This window comes from Pseudomonadota bacterium, from assembly GCA_018823285.1.
Classification (GTDB): domain Bacteria; phylum Desulfobacterota; class Desulfobulbia; order Desulfobulbales; family JAGXFP01; genus JAHJIQ01.
On the sequence record JAHJIQ010000030.1, the window covers coordinates 39,077 to 61,209 of the forward strand.

At 52.6% G+C, this 22,133-nt stretch carries 12 protein-coding genes; 5 read left to right on the forward strand and 7 right to left on the reverse strand.

All coding sequences use genetic code 11. The features are described 5' to 3' along the window. Positions 1–34: 34 nt before the first annotated feature. Entirely contained in the window at positions 35–3,673 is a 3,639-nt protein-coding gene (locus tag KKG35_08130; GenBank protein ID MBU1738097.1) for a DEAD/DEAH box helicase, read from the reverse strand. A 216-nt stretch (positions 3,674–3,889) separates the two neighbouring features. Here KKG35_08130 and recC point away from each other — a divergent pair, with 216 nt between their 5' ends. The 5 genes from recC (at position 3,890) to KKG35_08155 (ending at position 14,012) form a co-directional block, all read left to right on the forward strand. Beyond that, a complete protein-coding gene (recC, locus tag KKG35_08135) occupies positions 3,890–7,117 on the forward strand; it encodes an exodeoxyribonuclease V subunit gamma (protein ID MBU1738098.1) in 3,228 nt (1,075 codons plus the stop codon). Beyond that, the gene (gene recB, locus KKG35_08140) at positions 7,114–10,872 is read left to right on the forward strand and encodes an exodeoxyribonuclease V subunit beta (protein MBU1738099.1); all 3,759 of its coding nucleotides are present in this window, start codon (positions 7,114–7,116) and stop codon (positions 10,870–10,872) included. The genes recC and recB overlap by 4 nt, the downstream gene beginning before the upstream one ends. A 104-nt stretch (positions 10,873–10,976) precedes the next feature. Beyond that, positions 10,977–12,059: a HAMP domain-containing histidine kinase gene (locus tag KKG35_08145; GenBank protein MBU1738100.1), complete on the forward strand. Its 1,083-nt coding sequence runs from the start codon at positions 10,977–10,979 to the stop codon at positions 12,057–12,059. 118 nt (positions 12,060–12,177) lie between these two features. Then, entirely contained in the window at positions 12,178–13,086 is a 909-nt protein-coding gene (locus tag KKG35_08150) for a DUF3365 domain-containing protein (GenBank protein MBU1738101.1), read from the forward strand. A gap of 2 nt (positions 13,087–13,088) precedes the next feature. Then, positions 13,089–14,012 carry an OmpA family protein gene (locus KKG35_08155; GenBank protein ID MBU1738102.1) on the forward strand — a complete coding sequence of 308 codons (924 nt, stop codon included), beginning with the start codon at positions 13,089–13,091 and terminating at the stop codon, positions 14,010–14,012. Between the two features lie 334 nt (positions 14,013–14,346). Here the strand turns inward: KKG35_08155 and KKG35_08160 are convergent, their stop codons facing one another. From KKG35_08160 to KKG35_08185, 6 genes are all read right to left on the reverse strand, one after another. Continuing rightward, complete coding sequence (locus KKG35_08160; GenBank protein ID MBU1738103.1) at positions 14,347–15,045, reverse strand: hypothetical protein; 699 nt, start codon at positions 15,043–15,045, stop codon at positions 14,347–14,349. 54 nt (positions 15,046–15,099) lie between these two features. Next, positions 15,100–16,290, reverse strand: a complete 1,191-nt coding sequence (locus KKG35_08165) for a response regulator (GenBank protein ID MBU1738104.1) — start codon at positions 16,288–16,290, stop codon at positions 15,100–15,102. 207 nt (positions 16,291–16,497) lie between these two features. Next, entirely contained in the window at positions 16,498–17,904 is a 1,407-nt protein-coding gene (locus tag KKG35_08170) for a GspE/PulE family protein (GenBank protein ID MBU1738105.1), read from the reverse strand. A gap of 1,012 nt (positions 17,905–18,916) precedes the next feature. Next, positions 18,917–20,788 carry a hypothetical protein gene (locus KKG35_08175; protein ID MBU1738106.1) on the reverse strand — a complete coding sequence of 624 codons (1,872 nt, stop codon included), beginning with the start codon at positions 20,786–20,788 and terminating at the stop codon, positions 18,917–18,919. A 149-nt stretch (positions 20,789–20,937) separates the two neighbouring features. Continuing rightward, the gene (locus tag KKG35_08180; protein MBU1738107.1) at positions 20,938–21,555 is read right to left on the reverse strand and encodes a gliding motility protein; all 618 of its coding nucleotides are present in this window, start codon (positions 21,553–21,555) and stop codon (positions 20,938–20,940) included. Beyond that, positions 21,555–21,947, reverse strand: coding sequence for a roadblock/LC7 domain-containing protein (locus KKG35_08185; protein ID MBU1738108.1), 393 nt, complete (start codon positions 21,945–21,947; stop codon positions 21,555–21,557). Before KKG35_08185 ends, KKG35_08180 begins: the two co-directional genes overlap by 1 nt. Between the last annotated feature and the right edge of the window lie 186 nt (positions 21,948–22,133).

The window sequence follows — 22,133 nt, forward strand, 5'->3', positions numbered from 1 at the left end:
ACAGGCGGTATCGGGGGATTTCGTTTCAGCAGGGTCAGGGGGCGGAGGAGAGGAGGTCGATGAGTTCCTCGCGGCTCAGTCGTTTGATGATCGCCGAATCATCTTCGCGGACCATGTGGTTTGCCAGTTCTCTCTTTCGGGTGATCATGGTGTGGATCTTTTCCTCAAGGGTCCCTTCGGTGATCAGCTTGAAGACCTGGACCACGTTCTTCTGGCCCATCCGGTGTACCCGGGCGGTGGCCTGATCTTCGCGCGCCGCATTCCACCAGCGGTCGTAATGGATAACCGCCTGGGCGGCGGTGAGGTCGACGCCGACCCCGCCGGCGAGCAGGCTTGCGGAAAAAACCTTGCAGGAATCGTCGGAATTGAATTTCCGGATCATCTCGTGGCGCTGGCTGATGGGCATGTCCCCGCGCAGATTGCAGTAGCTGATATGGTTCTTGGCGAGATATGTTTCAATGATGTCGAGCATTTTCGTGTAGTGGCTGAACACGACGACTTTCATCGAAGAGTCGAGGCACTCGTGCAGCAGTTCGAGAAACAGGTCCCACTTGCCGCTCCGGAAACGGTCGGGATCGGTGCATTTTTTTATCAGGCACGGGTGATTGCAGATCTGTTTCAGGTAATTGATTACCGCCAGCAGTTCCATATAGGGGAGGGAGCCCGCACCCTGTTCCGGGGAAACCATTTCCAGGATCTCCCGGCCGCGGCCGCTGATCAGCTCCCGGTAGAGACTGATCTGGTCTTCGCTCAGTTTGCAGATCCGGAAGTCCTCAATGACTTCCGGCAGTTCAATCAGCACCTGCTCCCTGGTCCGGCGTAAGAGAAAGGGGTTGATAATTCTGGTAAGAGACTCCCTGGCCTCGGAACTGTTGTCTTCTTCGATCGGGTCGCCGAATCTGGTCCGGAAATCATGGTCACTTCCCAGATATCCGGGCAGGCAGATGTCAAAGATCGCTTTCAGGTCATAGACCGAGTTTTCAAGCGGGGTCCCGGTCAGGCCTATCACCACCTTGCTGTTCAGCATCGAGGCCGCTTTGTGGACGTCGGTCTTTTTGTTTTTTACCTGCTGGATCTCATCAAAGAAGATCAGCTCGAATTCCCAGGAAGAGAGGGCCTTGGTATCACGCCGCATGATGCCGTAGGTGGTGATGAAAATTTTGCTCTGACTGGCCTTGACCAGGTCCCGGCGGCTGCCATGATAGATATAGTACGTCAGGTCCGGGAAGAAGGCTTTGATCTTTTCAGCCCAGTGGGGCACCACCGTGGCGGGGCAAACCACCAGGAACCGGCCCTTCAGGTTGCCGCTTTTGAGAATGATGCTCATCAGGGCAAGGGCCTGGTGGGTTTTGCCAAGGCCCATGTCGTCCGCCAGGATGCCCGCCAGCCGGTTATGATAAATCTGGTTGAGCCAGGCGGCGCCATGTTTCTGGTACTTTCTGAGATGCTCCGGCATGCCGGCAAGGTTGTCGTTTTCGATCCAGCGGTCGGTCTGGAGCAGCTGGTCAAGAAGATCCCGCCCCCTGGCCGATTCAGCCATCTGCAGGTCGGGGATGATCGCCGAGAGCATCAGCATTTCCCTGCGGGTCAGGCGGACCCCCTTATCTCCCGTCTGCCCATTCGCCCAGAGCCGCTCCTCTCCCAGGTTGTGAAACCAGGAGAGGGCGCTGTCGTTTAGTTTCAGCCAGTTCCGTTCGGCGGGGAGATACTTTCGGTTGTCGGTTCTGGCGTTCAGCAGTTCGGTGAGCGAGATCCGGCGGTTGCCGATGCCGTATGAGCCGGAAAGATAGCACCAGTCGAGATCACTGGAGAAGGAGCTTACTTCCAGGACATCAGGTGTCTCCTGGATCTTGAGTTCTGTAAGATCCGGATCAATCTCGTTTTCCGGGGCAGTGAAAACGCCCCGGTGGGTTTCGATCATTCCGGGGACCAGATCGGCGGAAAATTTCCGGGGCCGGTTTTTCTTTGCCGCAATAGTGTGTTCAGAGGATTGCTCTTTTACGGGCAGGAATCCTTCTCCGGGGAGGTAATAATATCGGCCGTAGAGTTGTTCCTCCAGTTCGGACCTGGCGAGAATCCGGCCATCGGTGAGGGCGAGCTGTGGGGAAACGAGGATTGCGCCGTCCTCATCCATGGTTATCCTGGTGATCGCCATGGCGGCGGGAAGAAGAATCTCTCCCTTGCCGCAGTTGGCCAGGGCATCAACGAGGTCCGGGGTCTTTGCCCTGGGGACGGTCATCCGGAAGGAATATTCTCCTGCTTTTCCTCCGGAGGCGCTGAAGGTGAAAAGGGTGTCGGTTCCTGGTCCTTCCAGGCTGGTATTTTTCGGGTCGATCTGCTGGCACATTCTGGAGGCGAGCCACATCCAGACCGATTCGTCCCTTTCCTGGCCATGAGTCCTTTTACCGAGAGCGTTGAGCTCCGCTTCGGCTTCATTTCTGCCGAGTTCCAGAAGTTTTTGCTGCAGCCTGACAACCCTTGCCGGGTCGGGGAGTTCCGGTGGAGGGGTGTGCCAGTTCAGGCGGTCACCGAACAGGGCCCCGGCCAGGCCTGCGGTTTTCGCATCGAAATTCATCCGGGCATATCGGGTGTTGCCGGGTCCCGGGATAGACAGCTGCCAGGAGTTGTCCTGCATGCAGACAGTCGCCCCTGAATCGTTTCGGTGCCCGAACATCTCGAAGAGAATCCGCGCGATGACCGGCCAGGGGGTTTTCATGAAAAAAAGTGGCAGGGGCTCCCGGATGTCGCCGGAAGAATCATCCCCGTGCAGCAGTCGGAGGGCAAGGGCCGCGACATGGCAGCATTTTTTTCTCTGGTTCCGAGGGTTGGGGCAGAGATCACAGGCCCCGTCGCTGAATTCGAAGCTGTGCCGGCCAGCCGACCGGGGCTGGGTGAAGGTGATACAGGCGGAAGCGGCGCCGGCACCGTTTGTGAAGATCGCCCCGGCGGCATTTCTGAAGAATAATATTGTTTCAGGCGGGTGTTCTTCAAGAAAGGCGGAACCTTCAGAGAGCATTTCTTCATGGGGCCAGTCACTCAAGGAAGATGGGTCGGCAAGCTGGATACTGCTGCCCGCTTCATCCTGCCTGAAAAGTGCATTGCCGGTAGCCACGCAGTCGAAGCTCCGGCCATTCAGGATAAAAATGAAGTCGAAGACATGCGCCAGAAACGGGCCGAGACTCGTGTCGGTATCTCCATCGATCAGGGCCAGATCTTTTGCGGGAAAGAGCAGCAGGTCTTTCAGGGTTTTTATGCCGCAGGCCTCAACGGTATTGTGCATCGCTGAAGGGAGGAGGATATCCCTGACCGAGCGGGGCATGAAATCGTGGTTCAGATCAATCTCCTGACCGCTGAAACGGCAGAGGACGTCGGCAAATGTATTTTCGCAATCAAGGGGGTGGAAGGATTTCAGAGTATTTCGGTTGAATACCGGGTGACCGAGGATGGTGCATCCCGCTTCAAGCACCATGTTTTCAAAATCGGCTCCTCCGAGTTTGCGGGAGTAAAGGCGGCCGGCCAGAGCCGCCCGGAATGCCTCCCTGACTGTTTTAAACCCCATCTGCACCAGTTTGTTGCTGTTGCGGGTTGAGAGCGGCAGAATGTGGACAGGGGAATCGAGAAGCTTCTGTCTGGTGGATATCTTGTGTGTTGCAGGTTCAGATCTGTTATTCATAAATTGTCGCAGCCGGCCTTCTTTTTCTGCACATGAACCACAGAGGGGAAACGAGCAATTCTACATCCAGGCGGATTGGCTTGCAAGGGAATAAAAATGAGTCATCCATCTTCGCAGAACCCGAAATTCTTCTTGAGATGATCAGGGGAAAATATTTCTATAGGAGAGCGGAGGGGAACGTGGTTTTCAATAAATCTTTCAGGCATCGGGCAGCTCATGGCGCTTCATCTATACAGCAGTAACCGTCTGGAGATTCTCGCTGATGCGTTCAGTCGTCTGGTCACCGACGACCCGTTGCCCCCCATGCTTCCGGAAACAGTTGTCCTGCAGAGCGGGGGGATGGCCCGGTGGCTTTCCATGCAGATTGCGGGGAAAACCGGAATCTGCGCGAACCTCGATTGCCCGTTCCCGAACCAGTTTGTTGACCGGGTGTTTCGCAAGGTGCTTGGCGGAGAAGATTTTTCGAAAGTTTTTGATCGGGATATTCTGCAATGGCAGCTGATGAAGGTGCTGCCGCCGCTTCTTTCCGAACCCGGTTTCGAAATCCTGAAACGCTATCTGCAGGGAGCCGGTGGCGTAAAGATGTTCCGCCTGGCAGGTCGCCTGGCCGACCTTTATGACCAGTATACCATTTATCGGCCGGAAATGATTCTCGCCTGGGAACGTGGGGCGGAGAGCAACTGGCAGGCCCGTTTATGGCGGTATCTGCAGGGGAGGGACGACTGCCAGCGGGGAGTGATCCACCGTGCCGGACTGCACGGACGTTGTCTGGCGGCGATCCATAACGGCACCGCGGCAGGGGTTTTTGCGCAGGGGCGGTTTTCGGTGTTCGGACTCTCCTCGATTCCGCCATATCATCTCGATATTATGACGGCCCTTTCAGCAACGGTTGATATTCATTTTTTCTTCATGAATCCCTGTCGGGAATACTGGGACGATATTGTTTCCGGGAAACGGATCAACAAACTTGCCGTCGGCTTCAACCGGGAACCGGAAGAACTCCACCTGGTCGAAGGAAACTCTCTGCTGGCTTCAACCGGGCGGCAGGGCCGTGAACTGATCACCCTGCTCCACGAACGCGGGGAGTGGCAGGAGCATGACCTGTTTGTCGATCCCGTTGCTGAAGGTTCCGGGGCGACGGCGCTTGAAATGGTTCAGGCGGATATCCTGCATCTCAGGTCCGGACCGGATGGGGAGTGTGGACTGACCGGAGGTGACGGGTCTCTCCAGTTTCATTCGTGCCACAGTCCGATGCGGGAACTGGAGGTGCTTTATGATCAGATCCTGAAGATGTTCGCCGATGATCCGGATCTTCGGCCGCGCGATATTCTGGTCATGATGCCGGATATCGAAGCGTACAGTCCGCTGATCCAGGCCGTGTTTTCCGTTCCCGAAGAAGGGGTGGCCATCCCTTACAGCATTGCCGATCGCAAACTCGGGAATGAAGGTGTTCTGGTGCGCGCCGTGCAGGATATTTTTGACCTCGGAAGGAGCCGCTTTGAGGTCAGCCGGGTTCTTGGAATTCTTGAGCATGATGCGGTGCTGAGGAAATTCGGTTTCTCCGGCGAGGATTTTGCGAGGATCGAGAGCTGGCTTGCCGATGTGAATGTGCGCTGGGGGATTGACCCGGAAAGCAAGGTCGAAATGGGTCTGCCCGGGACTGTTGACAACACCTGGCGCCAGGGTCTGGACCGGCTCCTGCTTGGATATGCAATGGCGGGTAACGGCAGCCGGGTCTTTGCCGACATTCTCCCCGCCGACAATATTGAGGGGAATGAGAGCGAGATTCTGGGCCGGTTCATCGAGTTCACGGAGAAGCTCTTTCTCTTCACCGGTGAAATCCGGCAACAAAGAGATCTTGCCGGCTGGTCGGAACTGCTGGCGGATTTGCTGCAGGAAATGATTGAACCGGAAATTGACCGGCAACAGGAATTTTCTCTTCTCGTCAGGGTCATTGCCTCCCTGGCTGAAAAACAGGCTGGGGCTGAGTACCGGGAGCTTCTGGATTTTGATGTGGTCCGGTCCTGCCTCGACCATGACCTTGCACAAGGTGGGCTGTCGACCGGGTTTCTGACCGGAGCAGTCACTTTTTGTGAACTACTGCCCATGCGGGCCGTGCCGTGCAAATGTATCTGTCTGCTGGGCATGAATGAAGGGGCATTCCCGAGAATCGGCGGCGCTCCAGGTTTTGACCTGATTGCGGCGAACCCCCGGCTTGGTGACCGATCGAAAAAGAATGACGATCGGTATCTGTTTCTGGAAACCCTGCTTTCCGCCAGAAAGATCCTGTATATCAGCTTTGTCGGGCAATCCAACAAGGATGGCGGGACGCGACTGCCATCGGCGTTGGTGAGTGAACTTCTCGACGGTCTGAAACCCTGCCGGGACCAGGCGGGAAACGGGCGGGCTGATCCGGTTCTTCGTCATCCAATGCATGGCTTCAGCAGAAAATATTTCGATGGCAGCGATGCCCGGCTGATCAGTTATGGAAAAGACGGATATCGGGCGGCATCGGCGCTGTCTGCAGGCGTGCCTGCGGCGCCCCTGCTCTGCGGAGATCTTCCGCTGCCGCCCGATATCGGGAATGAGATTGATCTTCAGTCTCTGCTCAGGTTTTTCAGAAGGCCGGCGGAATATTTCTGCCGCAACCGGCTCGGGTTGGAAATCGACCGGAACGGCCATGATTTTGAGAGTAGCGAGAGCTTTTCTCTGGGGGGTCTGGACAGATACCAGGCGGGAAGCTGGCTGTTGGACAAACTCCTTTCAGGGAGCGCTCCTGATGACAGCCTTGATCTTCTGAGGTTGAGCGGCATTCTGCCCCACGGGAGTGTCGGCCGGGCGGAAAGCGCGAGACTCAGGGATGAGGTGTCGGCAATGGCCGACAGGGTCAAGGGTTACCGTTCTGCTGCAAACGCGGAGGCGGAGGAGCGGGTGGTCGAGGCAGGGGGATGGAGGGTCACGGGAAGTCTCATCGCCGATTGTGAAACAGGCCGACAGGTTATCTACCGCTTTGCCGCCATCACTGCCGAGGATCGGGTCTCCGGATGGCTCAAGCATCTGTTTTTCAACTGTCTGCCGGGGAAGAGTGAAGAGAGACAGACTGTCGTGGTCGGCATCGATAAAACGTTTACGCTCGACACAGTTGACAACAGCCGGGAAATTCTCGCCGAGCTGCTTGAAATTTACCGGGACGGAACCAGAAAGATAGTACGTTTTTTCCCGAAGGCCTCATTTGCTTTTGCCGAGAAGCTGGCTGAAAAAGGTGAAGAGGCCGCTTTTGCCCGGGCAAAAGAAGTCTGGCGGGGCAGCGATTTTTCAAGAGGAGAGGGCGGGGACCCTTATTACAAGCTCTGTTTTCGTGAGACGGATCCCTTCGACCGTGAGTTTGCGGAGATCGCCATCAGGTTTTTCGGACCGCTTCTTGAGCAAGGGGGGCGTCGGTGAGCAGTTTTGAGATCATGCAGGCCCCTGCAACCGGAGCCCACCTGATAGATGCCAGCGCCGGCACCGGCAAGACCTATACCATATCAGGGCTGGTGGTCCGGATGCTTGTCGAATATCGACACCCCATTGAAGAGATTCTGGTTGTTACTTTCACCGAGGCGGCGGCTTCGGATCTGAAGGCCCGGATCAGGGAGATGATCGTCGAGGCCGGCCTGGCCTTTGCCGGCGGGCAGGCAAAGGACGGTTTCATCGCCTCGCTGACCGAGGCGGCAAGTGATCATCCGGCAGCATCGCGATTGTTGAATAGCGCCCTGCAGAATTTTGATGAGGCGCCGATTTTTACGATTCATGGTTTCTGCCAGAGGGTTCTTCAAGACAATTTTCTGGAATGCGGCCTGCTCCTTGATTCGGAGCTGATCACCGATCAACAGGCGTTTGTCCGGGAGATCGCCGAGGACTACTTCCGGAAAAAACTCTACAAGACATCGTTGCTTTTTGCCACCTATTGCCTGAACAGGCTTCTTCCCGAGCAGCTGAAAAAATTTCTGGGCGCCTATTACGCCCGGGATGACATTCGGATCATCCCGGAAGTTGACGGGCAGGAGCTGCAGCGGGAAATCGAAGCCGCCGAAAATGATTTCACGGGAATATATGAATCCACAATTTCGCAATGGCTTCTTGTCAGAGATGAGGTTCCGGGGATCCTGCTGGCGGATGAGGGGCTGAACCGGAAAAAGTATCCGCTGAAGAGCATTCCGGGCTGGATTCTTCTTCTCGACCGGCTGGCTGCCGGCGCGGTTCCGAATCTTGATCTCTTTGATAACTTTCATAAATTTACCCTTTCGTCGCTCCGTCAATCGATGAATAAAGGATGTTCCCCCCCGGAACATCGGTTTTTCAGCCAGTGCGACGATTTGATGAAGAGTCGGGATGCGGTTGTCGATCTCTATGAGCTGTATATCATTTCCCTTAAGAGTGAGCTTTTCCGGTATGTACGCAGGGAGCTTGTGAGAGGCAGGGAGGAGGGAGGGCGTCATTCATTTGATGATCTGCTGAAGGATCTGTTCCTCGCTTTGAGAGGTGAGGGAGGGGAAGAGCTCGCGGCGTCGGTGCGCGCCGGATACCGCGTTGCTCTGATCGATGAATTCCAGGATACGGATCCGGTCCAGTATGAAATATTCAAAACCATATTTTCCGGCCCGGAGTCACTGCTCTTGATGATCGGTGACCCCAAACAGGCGATTTACAGTTTCCGGGGAGCGGATATCTTTGCCTACATCAAGGCGGTCCGGGAGGTGAAGTCGCGATTTACCCTGGGACATAACTGGCGTTCGGTGCCCGGTCTGATCACCGCGACCAACGCTTTTTTTGCAAAACACCCGCGGCCGTTTCTTTTTTCAGAAATTCCGTTCGAGGATGCCCGGTGGCCGGTTGAGAAAGATCACCAGCATCTCCTGCTTGACGGACGGCAGGAAGAGCCGTTCCAGATGATGCTGCTGGAAAGGCTCGCCGGGGACAATCCGGACAAATTGCTGGGGAAGGAAGTCGCCCGGAAAAGGATTCTCACCTGGCTGGTAGGCGAGATCACCAGGCTGCTCGGGGCAGGGGCTGAGGGCAGGGCCACTATTGGCGGGGCCTCTCTTAGCGCCGGGGACATTGCCGTTCTGGTCAGGACCAACAATGAGGCCAGGCAAACCCAGAAAGCATTGGCTGAAGCTGGGGTGGCAAGCGTTCTGCACAGTTCGGAAAGCCTCTTTGCCTCCCGGGAGGCGGAAGAATTGCTGCTGACTCTCAAGGCGCTGGCAGACCCCGGGGACAACCGGACCCTGCGGGCTGCCCTGGCAACAAGAATTTTCGGACTGGACGGGTATCAACTGGATCATTTGAACGGTGATGGGGAGGAGCTGTCGACCTGGATAGAGAAATTCAGATCCTATCACACCCGGTGGAAAGAGCATGGTTTCGGGGGGATGTTCGCTTTTCTGCTCGCCGGGGAAAGGGTCCGCCCCCGCCTCTTGAGGTTGGCCGGCGGTGAGCGGAGCGTGACCAACATCCTCCATCTGCACGAGATCCTGCACCTCGCCGCAGTTGAGAGAAAACTCGGCATAACAGGGCTATGCAAGTATCTGGCGGAGGCGATTTCCGATACCGGGCAGGGGGTTCCTGAAGAATACCAGCTGCGGCTGGAAAGTGACGCGGCGCTTGTCCAGATCGTCACGATCCACAAATCAAAAGGACTCCAGTATCCGGTGGTGTTCTGCCCATACTGCTGGGAGGGATCGCGGCTCAAGGAAATCAGGAACAACAAGATGGTCGCCGGAAGCAACGGGTTTCTCTACCATGACCGGAGCCGCGGATTCGAGCTGATCATGGATATCGGCTCTGCCGATCTGGCGATCAGCAGAGAGGCCGCGTTTGCTGAAGAGCTGGCGGAAAACCTTCGGCTTCTCTATGTTGCCCTGACCCGGGCGGTCCAGCGCTGCTATCTGTTCTGGGGGCCGTTCAACGGTGCGGAAACCTCTGCTCTGGCGTATCTCCTGCACCACCGGAAGGGTGCGATGCGTGATGATTGTGCTCCAGACTCATTTGCCATTCTGCAAACACTTGCCGACAGTGAAATTGCAGCTGATGTTGTCGGGCTGGTGGCTGCGGCCGGGGAAAATATCCGGGTAAGGACCCTGGCTGAAGATGCTCCGGCCTTCCCGGTAAAGCCACCGGATAGCGTACCCTTGAGAGAGTGTCCGGAATTCAGCGGTTTCATCGATTCCGGGTGGAAGATTTCGAGTTTCTCCTCCCTTGCCGATAAACTTCGCGTTCCATATCTGCGGCGAGGATTTCCGGCAGCGGGATTCAATCTTCCCGAAACCGAAGATGAACAGGAGAGGTTGGGGGGCCGGGATGAAAATTTGCCTGGTTCTATTGCCGCGAGGGGGATAGCGAATGAACCGGGTGAGGCGTATGCCGTTTTTCCGGGAGCGCCGGGAGATCGAGATGACGGGGTGCAGTTTTACAGGGATATCAGAAATTTTCCAAAGGGGCCGGGGGCGGGCACTTTTCTCCATACGCTTCTTGAAAATCTTGATTTTACTCTGACAGACACCGGCGCCCGCGAGTCCTGGGTCAGGAAGTACCTGGTTGCGGCAGGATATGCCCCCGAGTGGTCACCTGCGGTTGACTCCATGCTGACTCAAGTTCTGCACACCCCCCTGCCGGGAGGGAGGCAGAATATGCACCTCGCCGAGATCACCCGGAAGGACCGTCTTGATGAACTGGAATTTTATTTTCCCCTCGCAGGTTTTGATGTCGATGCTCTGGCGGCTCTCCTCTCTGAAGAGTTCGGGATTCGGAAAGCGAGAAGCGTGACGGACTCTTCCGGATGTCCGGAGCGGGTGAATGGGTTTATGAAGGGCTATGTCGACCTGATGTTCTGCCATGACGGCAGATTTTACATTGTCGACTGGAAGTCAAACCATCTTGGCTATGGGCGTGAAGATTATTCCCGAGCGGTTCTGGATCAGGTCATGGTTCATGAAATGTATGTTCTTCAGTCCCTGATCTACACCGTTGCCCTGCATCGCTATCTTGAGCGGAGACTCCCCGGCTATGACTATGAAAAGCACTTCGGCGGTGTCTACTATCTTTTCCTGCGGGGAGTGGGGTATGATAGTGGACAACATTATGGGATTTACCACGATGTGCCTGACGTAAAAGTGGTATTAAAGGCGGCTCGGCTGCTGGCTGCCGGGCAAGGATGAATCAGGGGGGATATTTTTTTGGTCGGCGCAGGCAGAATTTGACATAACCTCTTGAAAAAGATATAAAAAACTAGATTTATGCCCAGATTTATTAAGGATGACAAATGAAAGATGCGACTGTCTACACCGATGCCGACATTTTTTCGCAGGTACTGGAGAATATCGAAACCGGCATCATAATTCTTGATATGGTCAACCGTCGGGTTTTCTACCGGAACAGGTACGCCGGTAAAATCCTTGAATTCCTGCATACCTCCTGTGATTTTGAAGAGCTGCACTCGATGATGTTCAGCGGTCTGGAGCAGGTTGAAAATCCCGGCAAGACCCGCAGTAAAAGGACCATGCTGAACTGCGATCACCGGACGTTCGGCTACACCATCTACCGCCTTCAGGAAATCTCCCAGTATGTGGCAGTCATCATCCAGGACATCACCGACCAGAGCAGGCTTGAGGCAATTGATGAAGCTTCCGAGATGATGAACAACATCAGTTATGTTTTTTCGGGGATCAGGCACGAGATCGGCAATCCGCTGAATTCGGTCAAGATGGCGCTCACGGTTCTGAAGAACAATCTTGAAAAGTTCTCCAAGGAGGAGATCAAGATTTATATTGATCGGATGGCGGATGATGCCGCAAAAATGGAATCTCTGCTGAAATCCTTTAAAAATTTCAACATGTTTGAAAAACCGAAAACGGTTTCCGTGAATCTCCAGGAGTTTTTTGAAAGCCTGACCCAGCTGCTCGGTGCCGATGTCAGGAAGAAAAAGATCCAGATCAACATCGACATTCTGCCGGAAGGACGCTGGGTCAGTGTCGATACCAGAGCCCTGCAGCATGTATCGATGAATATCCTTGCCAATGCCCTTGATGCCCTGGACGGCAGGGAGAACCCGACCCTGAAAATAATCGGTGAGGCGGTTGGCGACGTGGTTCTGCTCTCAATCAAGGATAACGGATGTGGAATGCCTGATGATCTCATTGTAAATGCCTTCAAGCCGTTCTACACCACCAAACCGCATGGAACTGGACTCGGTCTTGTCATCTCCAAGAAGATGCTCGCCCAGATGAATTGCGGGATCACGATCAGCAGTGAAAAGGACAAAGGAACAACGGTGAATCTGACCATGCCCAAATGTCCTCCTCCGGGTGGAAACGGCGAGTCCTCGGAACCTGTGTATCATCAATAGTAAAGTGCTGGAAATAAAAGGTTCTTTAAGCTATCATGCTTGACAAACATGGTATGCTAAACTAATTTCATACAGCTATTTGAACATTTATAGCCAAAATAACTACAGGGGGTCTTGAATGGCTGTCGCCAAATTACACAAAGCATTGGGCATCAGGGCCAAGTTCGTTATCATGATGGCGATTCTTGGCCTGCTCGCCCTTTCCGGTATAGGATATTTTGCATACGTATACAGCATGCAGAATTCATTAAAAGATGCCGATACCAAGGCCAGAATCATTGACGCTTACGTCAAGGCGAGCCGGGCCTACTTCATGGCGGTGCAGCGCCCCCTGATTGTTGAGCTGGTTGAAAGAGACCGCTTTTATCCGGAACTTCAGTCCGGATTCGGTATCACCCGGCGAACCATTGATATGATCAACGCCAAGGAGCTTAAAGGATTTGAGTTCCGCCAGGCCTCCCTGCTGCCCCATCATCCGCCAAACAAGGCGGACCTTTTTGAAGAATCGGTCATTAACAAATTCAAGAGCGATATTAATCTTCAGGAGCAGACCGGGAAAACCACGAGAAAAGGCGAGCTTTTCTATTTCAAGGCCCGGCCCATCAAGATGGATGCCGAGAACTGCCTGAAATGTCATAAAAACCCGGCAACGGCTCCCAAGGATATGATTGAGATGTATGGCGAGGCAGGCTTTGACAATAATTTCAAACTTGGTGATATTTTCGGAGCCTACATTGTTTACGTACCAATGGCTCCGGCGGTTGCGGCCGCCAAACTACAGGCGTTGATCCTGTTCGCCGGTGGTGCCGGAACCATGCTTCTCGGTCTGATCGCCATCTGGCTGTTCCTGGATGCACGTATCGTTAAGCCGATCATGGAACTCTGCAACAGAACGGAAGAAGTCAGCGTCGGGCGTAATCTTGACAAGAGTCTGTTGACATCGAAAATGAAGGATGAGGTGGCGACGCTTGCCCGCTCAATTGATCGTTTGCGGATAAGTCTTGTCAAAATGTTGAAACGAAAATGATTATGACGAGAAAATTCCAAGTTATATCCGGGTTGGTTCTGGTTACCCATTTTGTCGGGCTTGTTGCCGTCAGCAACGTTTTTTCTGCGGACTGCAAGGTGTTGTACGATAATATCCGCAAAGAGCGGACCCTGATGAAAAAGAAAGATATGGCCGGTGAAGGGGTCAAGGCGTGTCCGAACGATGTCGCCATTGTCTATGAATACGGTTATACCATGGAGAGACTTCGCAAGTACGAAGATGCCCTCGATCAGTATAAGAAGGCGGTTGAACTGGACTCCTCATATGCCAAGGCATATTTCAGTGTCGGTGATATCCAGATGTTGCTGAAAAACTACCGGGAAGCAGTGGTCGCGTACCAGCTTGGTTTGCAGCATGATAGCGCAGACGAACGTGCCAAGGCGTCATTGAAGGATGCCCGGGCCAAGTACAAACAGGCGACCGGGAACGAGCCTCCTGCTCCTCCTCCGCCATTGAAGAAAGCGGTTGCCGCAAAAGTCACACCGGTCGAAGTCGCCCCGGCTGAAACAAAAAAAGAAGTGAAACCAACCCCTGCCCCGATGGTTCATGCCGAGGCGCCCATCATTCGTCTTGATGTTCCTTTCTCCAAGAAGAGCGCCACCCTGTCGCAGGATGCTTTAGATGTTCTGTCTGTTGTTGTAGGGCAGGCAATGAACCGGCCGGACATGAAAAATGTCAGGTTTGAGATTGGCGGACACGCCGATGATGTCGGTGATGCACCGCAGAATGAAGAAGTATCGAAGAAGCGCGCTGAGGCGGTCAGGGACTATCTGCTTGAGAATTTTGGTGTTTCAGGTGACCGGCTGAGTGTTGCCGCTTATGGTCATAAGCGGCCGAAGGTGCCCAACACAAGCCCCGAGAATCAGGAGTTGAACAGAAGGGTCGGATTCAGCAGAACCGATTAGAGTCCAGCTGCAGTGTTACAGGTGATGAAAAAAAACGGGGTGCTTTTGCGCCCCGTTTTTTTGTTTGAACCAGCAAAGTAAAATGCATTCCCGAAGCTCGAAGTCTCATGTAGTTCGCTATCTGCCGCAGGGATCTGCAATTGCACTTCTTTCATTTTAAAGCTGAGTTGAGCAGCTTGTCTGCTCGTACGAAACTTATACCCGCAGGGTGAAAAGCTGAGTTGAGCAGCTTGTCTGCTCGTACGAAACTTATACCCGCAGGGTGAAAAGATTCAGTTGAGCAGCTTGTCGGCGTAAAACATGTCCCCGAAGAGTGAAAGAAGATTTTATGGAATCAGTTCATGTGATTTGCGACTGCCTGCCTGAACTCATTTTCAAGTGAGCTGTCGTCGATCTCTTTGCAGAGCATGTTTACGAGATTTGGGAGCCTCGCGGTGCTGCACTCTCCGGCTCTTGCCCATGAGGTGACGGTGTCTTTCATGACCATATCACTTATGGGCCCGATTGCCATGGCCAGGGCATCCTGGAATGCCTGCAGGTTTTTGGCCAATGGTCCTCCGTGCAGAATTTTGTTGACATCAATGGTCGCGGTTTGAACCGGTTCCGGGGGGGCTTGCTGAACAGGGGGCTGAACCGGTTGGGTGACAGGGGCTGGTTTCTGAGCGGCACTTTTCGTGGTCCCACCCTTTCTGATCGCTACTACCGCGTCTCTCAACTCATTAGCCAGCATCCCGGTGGTCATATTGACCAATTTCTTGTTGGCTTTTGTTTCGCAGAAGGTGATCAGGGATGCATCAATGTCGATGGGCCTGATCAGAATGGTTGCCTCATCGTAGGTCAGTTCAATGTTGTTGGCCTGCATTCTTGTTGACTCATTAACCTTAATGACCCGGTCAACAGAAAGGCCGACCTCCTTGATTTTTTTCAAGAATATTTTCGGGAGGTCGGAATGGATTTCTGCAACGCCATTGATATGAATATATGATCCGATTACTGAACCTACCGCTTTGATCTCGTTAAGTATGTCTTGCATATCTCTTTCCGTTGGTAATGGTTAGCTTCTAAAGCGTATTGATGATGGCTTCGTTTAGGCTCGCAACCTGGAAACGGTTGGTTTCAGCAGTTCGGAGATCGGCTCCGGCTCGCAATCGGAATCAAGACCGATCCCCGCCACCACCTGGGCACCGACTATGATGAGTATCTTTTCACCGTTTGAGTGATTCACAACAATATGCTTGGGCCCGGTGAAGCCGAGTATTTTCCGGATTTTGATCGAAGCGCCCGTGACGGCAGCAGTAAATGCCCCGAACTCTTTGACCGGAATATTATTATGTGACAGAACGGTGCCATTACCTGATATGATGATCATCCGGTTTACACCGTTGGCATTTATGATAGTGTTTGACAGGATCTCAAGAGGGCTTTTCCGGACTTCTGCTTCAGGAGCCACCGCAGCAGCTTTGGGGCTTGGTGTCGATACGGCTGTTTCCTTCTTGGCCTCACTTTCCTTGGTGGCGAAACCAATATTGTCAAAATCGACACCTTCGAGGGCCTCAGTGGCTGGTTCTATCTTTTCCTCTTTCTCCCGTTCTTCCTTGGGCTTGTTCTTTTCATCTTTCATCCGGGCGCTTTCAATGAGAAGGAAGCCCATCGGGACGTTAATGTCTCGTTTGGCAATATCAAATTTGCAGACATTTTCGATCTCAATTTCCGAATTGTCCCAGTTGATGATCTCGAATGCTGCTTCCTGCCCCACCATTTTGCCGGTTTTTGAAGAGATCAGTTCACCCTGTTGAAAGAACATGCTTCCCTTACCTTCATGACTGGTTACATGAAGAGTGCAGGTTTTTTTGTCGAGTTCCAGAAGTTGCATGAAGGAAGGAAGGGAAATGCCGGAAACATGGCCTTTGGTGCCGGATTTCAGGCCTTCCTTGATTTTATGGAGAAGGGAGTTGTAGTCGATAGGTTTTTCTATGTACTGGAAAGCGCCCATGTTCATGAGCCGTGACTCCATTTCCGGTGTGCCGTATGCAGTCATGGCGATAACCGGAATATCCGAGTTGACATGGGTAATGTGAGCCATAAGCTCAAAACCATCCATCTCGGGCATATTCAGGTCGGTCACAACCATGTTTATGCCCCCTTTATCGATAATTTTTGCCGCCTCCCGCCCATCTCCGGCAGTGACGACTTCAAATTCATTCTCATTTGCTTTCAGCATATCAGCCAGGCTGAGCAGGAAATTCTTTTCATCATCAACAAGCAGAATCTTATTCATCAGGTCGCGGTTCCTCTGGTTTATTGCGATAGTTGATTATCGGTTCCAATCCTAACAATCTGGATTGTAGTTTGTTCAGCAGATAAATAATTTGGAGAGTAATTTATACTCTCTGGCGCGTGACAAAGTCAAGGCAGTTGGACTCTTGCATGACATTTACGGCCTTGCAGGTATAATAGGCCAGGTTAGCATCCTGGGCTCAGGGCACTACTTCATCGTGGCAGAGCTCACCTGATGCAGGTCCGTGTCTCCATTGATGACTTTGATGATTCCGTCCTGTTTGAGGGTTCTCATCCCTGCCAGCATGGCCGCCATGCGGATATCAGCCACCGGGGCATTCTTCTCGATTTTGGTGCGCATGTTGTCATCTGTGATCAGCAATTCGTGGATGGCAAGCCTCCCTTTAAAACCCGATTTCTGACAGTGAACACAGCCCCGGGCACGGTAGAGGGTTGCCCCTTTTTCGAGCTGGAGCGGCTTGGTCGGATGATTCCCATATTCCTTGATAATCGTGTCAATTTCTTCCTGGTCAGGCTGATAGGGTTGTCGGCAATGGGGGCAGAGTCGTTTGATCAGCCTCTGGGCGAGAACACCCAGCAGGGAGTCTGCGAAGTTGAAGGGGTCGATTCCCATCCCGAGCAGACGGGTAACGGTTTCAGGCGCAGAGTTGGTGTGCAGGGTTGAAAAGACCAGATGGCCGGTGAGGGCTGCTTCAATGACGGTATTTGCCGTTTCTTCATCACGGGTTTCACCGACCATGATTACGTCCGGGTCAGCGCGGAGGAAAGCGCGAAGCACCCTGGCGAAATCAAGTTTGATTTTCGGCAGGACCTGAACCTGCCTTAAGCCATCCTGGACAATTTCCACAGGATCTTCCGCCGTCCAGATTTTTTTCTCCGGCCGGTTGATATAACCAAGTCCTGCATGCAGGGTGGTGGTTTTACCGGAACCTGTCGGTCCGACAACCAGAACCAGACCATATGGCCTTTCGATCAGAGCCTTGAAGTTCTCGAGATTGTCGGGATGCAGCCCCATCTTCTTCAGGGGCAGGGAATCACCCCCGGCCAAAATACGCATGACCACATCTTCATTACCGCCGACAGTCGGCAGAGTGGCAACGCGGAGCTCGATGTTTCGCCCCCTTCTGGTTCTGAACTTGATTTTACCGTCCTGGGGCAGACGTTTTTCGGCAATATCAAGTCGGGAAAGAATCTTGATCCTGGAAACGAGGGCCTTTTTGTAATTGAAGGGAATGGTCTGGAAATTTGAACATTCGCCGTCGACCCTGAATCTGACAAGAGCCCCTCTTTTCCCGACCAGAGACTCGATATGAATATCCGAAGCGTTACGGGCGTAAGCCTCTTCAATGATTCTGTTTGCGACCTTGACCACAACCCCTTCGGCGTCGCCGCCGTAGTCTTCGGAAGCGTCTTCCGCATCCATGTCAAGATCATCTTCGACAAGCTCAAGTTCGCCGAAAACATCACTGCTTTCATCCGTCAACGAGTCATGTTTGCCATGGAAGTAATCGGTGAACTTGTTGATGTCATTCGGAAAAGAAACCACGAATTCGAGAAGATGCCCCTTCAGCATGGAACGCAGATTGGCATTCATGGTCGGGTCATGGGGGTCTTCCGTAGCGATCCTGATGGTTTTCCCATCTTCGCTGATGGGAATACACTTATTGGTTCGCCAGAAATTCTCTTTCAGGGTTTTCAGGCATTTGGGTGGAGGTCCGACTTCGAGTTCACTGAACTCGACAAAGGGGCACTTGAAAAACTCGGAAATTGAATTGCCGATATCTGCCTTGTCTATTTCAAAATCGTTCTGCAGGACCGACTCAAAGTTCTTGTTTCGCTGGACAGCGATCTGTTTTGCCCGATCAAACTGCTCCTCGGTAATATGGTGCTCCTTGTACAGATGATAATAACGCTCGAATTTTTCAATTTTCTTGACCAGATCATCATGACGCTGCTGGGCATTGCGAAAGTCTGGCTTGACCGCAATAATCGACTTGAGGGAGTTGATTGACTCCTGAACATTTCCGGTCATTTCATAGGTTGAGGCCAACTGGTCCATGACATCAAGCCTCTCCTCCTGAGAGAGAGTGCGATCTGCCAAGGCGTTTCTGAGGTGGGTCAGAGCTTCAAGTGGTTCACCCTCGGAGAGAAGGCATTCTCCAATTTTGGCATTGACTGCTCCCGGGCGGTAATTCCGGTCCAGAAGAACCTTAAGCTCGTCAATGGCGTCTGCCTGGAACCCTGCTTCGATGAGGCCAAGACATTGTTCGTAACGTTGTTCCGGTTCGAAACCGAGTGGCGCTGCAGTGGGGGGAGGCTGTGCTGCGCCAGGGGATGCAGCCTGTGCTTTTTTTTCAATTTCTGCCCGGCGGGGGTGGTCCTGATTTTCAATATGGGCCAGAATGCTTTTATAAATGTCGGCTGCATTTTCACGCAACCCGTGCTGCATGTAAAGGTCTGCTTCTAGAAGTTTGGCATCCAGGTCGAATTTTGGGTCGGATGTGGACATATAAGCACCATCTGCTGAAATGATTTCAAACTTTGTGCTCCAGGATTTCAGAGTATCATCATCTGAAATAAAGTTCCAGCCGGAAGAAAAGCAATCATCAATCTATAGAAATTACCGGCATCGTGCTCCCATAGAATGTGAGGGTTCCGGCAATGTCGGAGCCGGGAACTCCAGGTTTCCATAGGCCTTCATCAGCAACGGAAATGGGGTCGGTGGGAGAGTCGAGAAGAAAGATTTTCCCTTTGCCTTTCGTATAGAGGATGATCATATGGAGTTTTTTCTGGGATGAACCAGGGAAGGTGTCTGGTGGACGGGCAATTTCAAGTTCCATGGAGTTGAGAGTGGCCTTGTCTTCGTCGGCAAGATCTCCACTGAACAGATTCTGCAGGTTGGTCCATGGCATGGATTTCAATTTTTTCAGCGGGAAGGTGGTTTTGTCTCTGAATGCTTTTGCGGAAAAAGTCGCATGACCTTCGTAGGCAACCTGCTCAGGAGCAAAACCGACAAGCTGGCCTCCCCATGTGGATTTTAACAGCCAGTCCCAACGGCATTTGGCATTATGGGCGGCCATGATTGCGGTGCTGGCGGCCGCAGCCGCGCTTGGTGATACAAAGGAAGTACTGGACATGGCCTTGAGTGCTCTTTCCAGATTCTCACGTAAATCCTGGCTTGTTTTCACCACATTGTATGCCGAGCCCATTTCAATGCTCATGGCAAGCTCAATGGATTCTTTGACAAGGGCGATCGGATCTGTTGAAATCGAGACGACTGCCGCAGGAGGGCCTGCCTTTGGGGTGTCGGCCGGTTGCAGGGTGGGGTACTCACCGGTCAAATCAAACTGATGATCGGTCGGGGTGCCGCCAACAGCTTCAGTGATGGCCTCTTCCTGTTCGGAGAGTCCTTTTCTGATCTTGCCGGTCAGCTCATGAAGTTTTTCATACCCTGATGTTTTTTTGAAAAGTTTTTCAAGCTTGGCCATCCTTTTTACACATGGAATCAGGATGTCAAGCTGAGATTCAAGCCAGCTTTCTACAGTGCCGATACCGCTGTATTTTGAATAATTTGCAGAGAAGGTCGTGGCAAGAAGCTCCAGCTGGTTGGTGAGCTTTTCGCGGGTCTGGCGGTTGACATTGTAGAGTTTTTCCATGCCGGGACGCTCAGAAAAAAGCTTTTCCATCGGGGCAATTCTTCTGATCGCCACATCTAGAGCCTGGGCGTATCCTCGTAAAACCTGCGACAGTACAGTAGGTACCGGCTCTGACGGGCCTCCTCCTGCAGGTTCTTCGTCTGATTCAAGACTGAGCTCCATCTCAAGAACGGGCGGTTCCTTTGGCTCAGGCGACTTGACGGTCTCAGGCATTGTCGGCCGGGCTGTCTTGGGAGTCGGACCCTGAACAGCAACTTTGCTGGAAACGGCTGAATGAAGATCGGAAAGAGCAGTCGAGAGCATCTTTCTGGTCTCCGAATCGAGTTGCGGTCCCTTATTTATTGCGGCCCGGATGGCCTGGAGAGCATTTTTTAACTGGCTCGGGGCGGATACCGGAGTGCTTTCGGGAGATTTGATCATTGAGGACAGGACGGTGTCCATCTGCCTGGCAACCTGCCCGGCTGGTGATTCAGGAGAGAGTCCTGTTGATTTGATCAGGCGCCCGAGAATGTTCCGCGCCTGGTTGATATTGTCCGGGCTGACCTCCCAGTCGATGGTCAGAATCGCCTGTTCCATCTCGTCGAGAATTGCCTCGCGGGATTGTTCCGAAGAGGATGACTCAAGATCAAGTACTAATTCAGGTTCGGGGGGGGGCGGAGGAGATGGTTTCGCGACAGGTTTTGGCGCAGGTTTTGTTGAGGGTGCTTCAGGTTTGTTGTCACCGACATTAATAGTTGTTTTCCCGGATTTTACGACATACTGGCCAAAAAGGTTTTCTGTAGCATCGTCGATACCTTTGAACAGTTCGTCCCTATCTGTCATCGATCCTTCTCCTTGGTTTTTAACCGAGGGTTAATTTTTTTTTTTGCAGAGACTTTAATCCGGTAACAACCGAGTCTTTTCCTTCTCAGCGATTTATACCCGTCGGGTATAAGTTTCGTATACGAGCAGACGAGCTGCTTAACTCAGCTTTAGATCTTGGTCAGCAGATGTTTTTCCGCGACATACCGAACAGTTCGCTTGGTGATTTCGGTTAGAGTTTCGAACACTCCGATGCCGGTTGTTGCCACAGCTTCAAAATAGACCGTTTTAAGTTCTGAATTCAGGTCTTTTTCCAGGTCTTCAATGGTAAGGGTCGGAACCGGCGTGTCACAGAGGTCCCGTTTGTTATACTGAAGAACCAGTGGCATTTTCATCATGTCAAGATTGTGCTTTTCCAGGTTGCGCTTGAGGTCGGCGAGGCCTTCAATGTTCCTCTCCTGGCGAACCTTCAGAGGGTCGGCCACGTAAACAAGTCCATCGACTCCTTTCAGGACCAGGGCGCGGGTTGCCTCATACATGACCTGCCCCGGAACCGTATAAAGCTGAATCCTGATGTCAAAGCCGGATATTTTTCCCAGATTCAGTGGGAGAAGATCGAAGAAGAGAGTTCGATCTCCCTTGGTGTCGATAGTAAGCATTTTACCACGGTCTTTCTCAGCCATGGCTTCATGGATATACAAGAGGTTTGTGGTTTTTCCACAGCGTCCGGGGCCGTAGTAAACCACCTTGCAATGAACTTCTTTTTTGCTAAGGTCTATGAGTGCCATTATTTCCCTTCAAATATGTCCTCGAGAGACTCGGCGAGTTCTGCAACCCTGCAGCGGATCAGACCGAGTGAGACATCATCGCCGAAAATGGTGATCAGAATCAATTCTTCACCGACTCTGCCGAAATGGATATTCCCGCTTTTCCCTTTATGGAAGAGAAGGGAGAAATCGTCTTCACCAATGAGTTTGGCGATCTGTGAGGTGGCAGCCAGGCTCGCTGCGGCCAGGGCAGCAAGTGAGATGGCATCGATATCAATAGATTGCTGCTCATGCCCGCAGTTGGCCAGGACGTTACCAGCGGAATCTATCAACAAAGCTGTTCGAACCCCGGCCTTGATCAGGCCGTTAACAATCAGGTTGCCGGCTTTTTCCTGCGCTTGTGCTGTAATAATAAAGTCTGTCACGGAAAATCTCCTTAACAGTTATCCATAAAAAAAAGGTCTGTTATTTTGCCATATGCCCTTCTGGCTGAATAATACCGCAGAAAATGTTGTATCAGAAAACATGCAGAATGTTAAGCTGTTTTTTTGAATGATTCAATATGTTTATGATTGCTGTTGCGATACTTCTGATCTGTT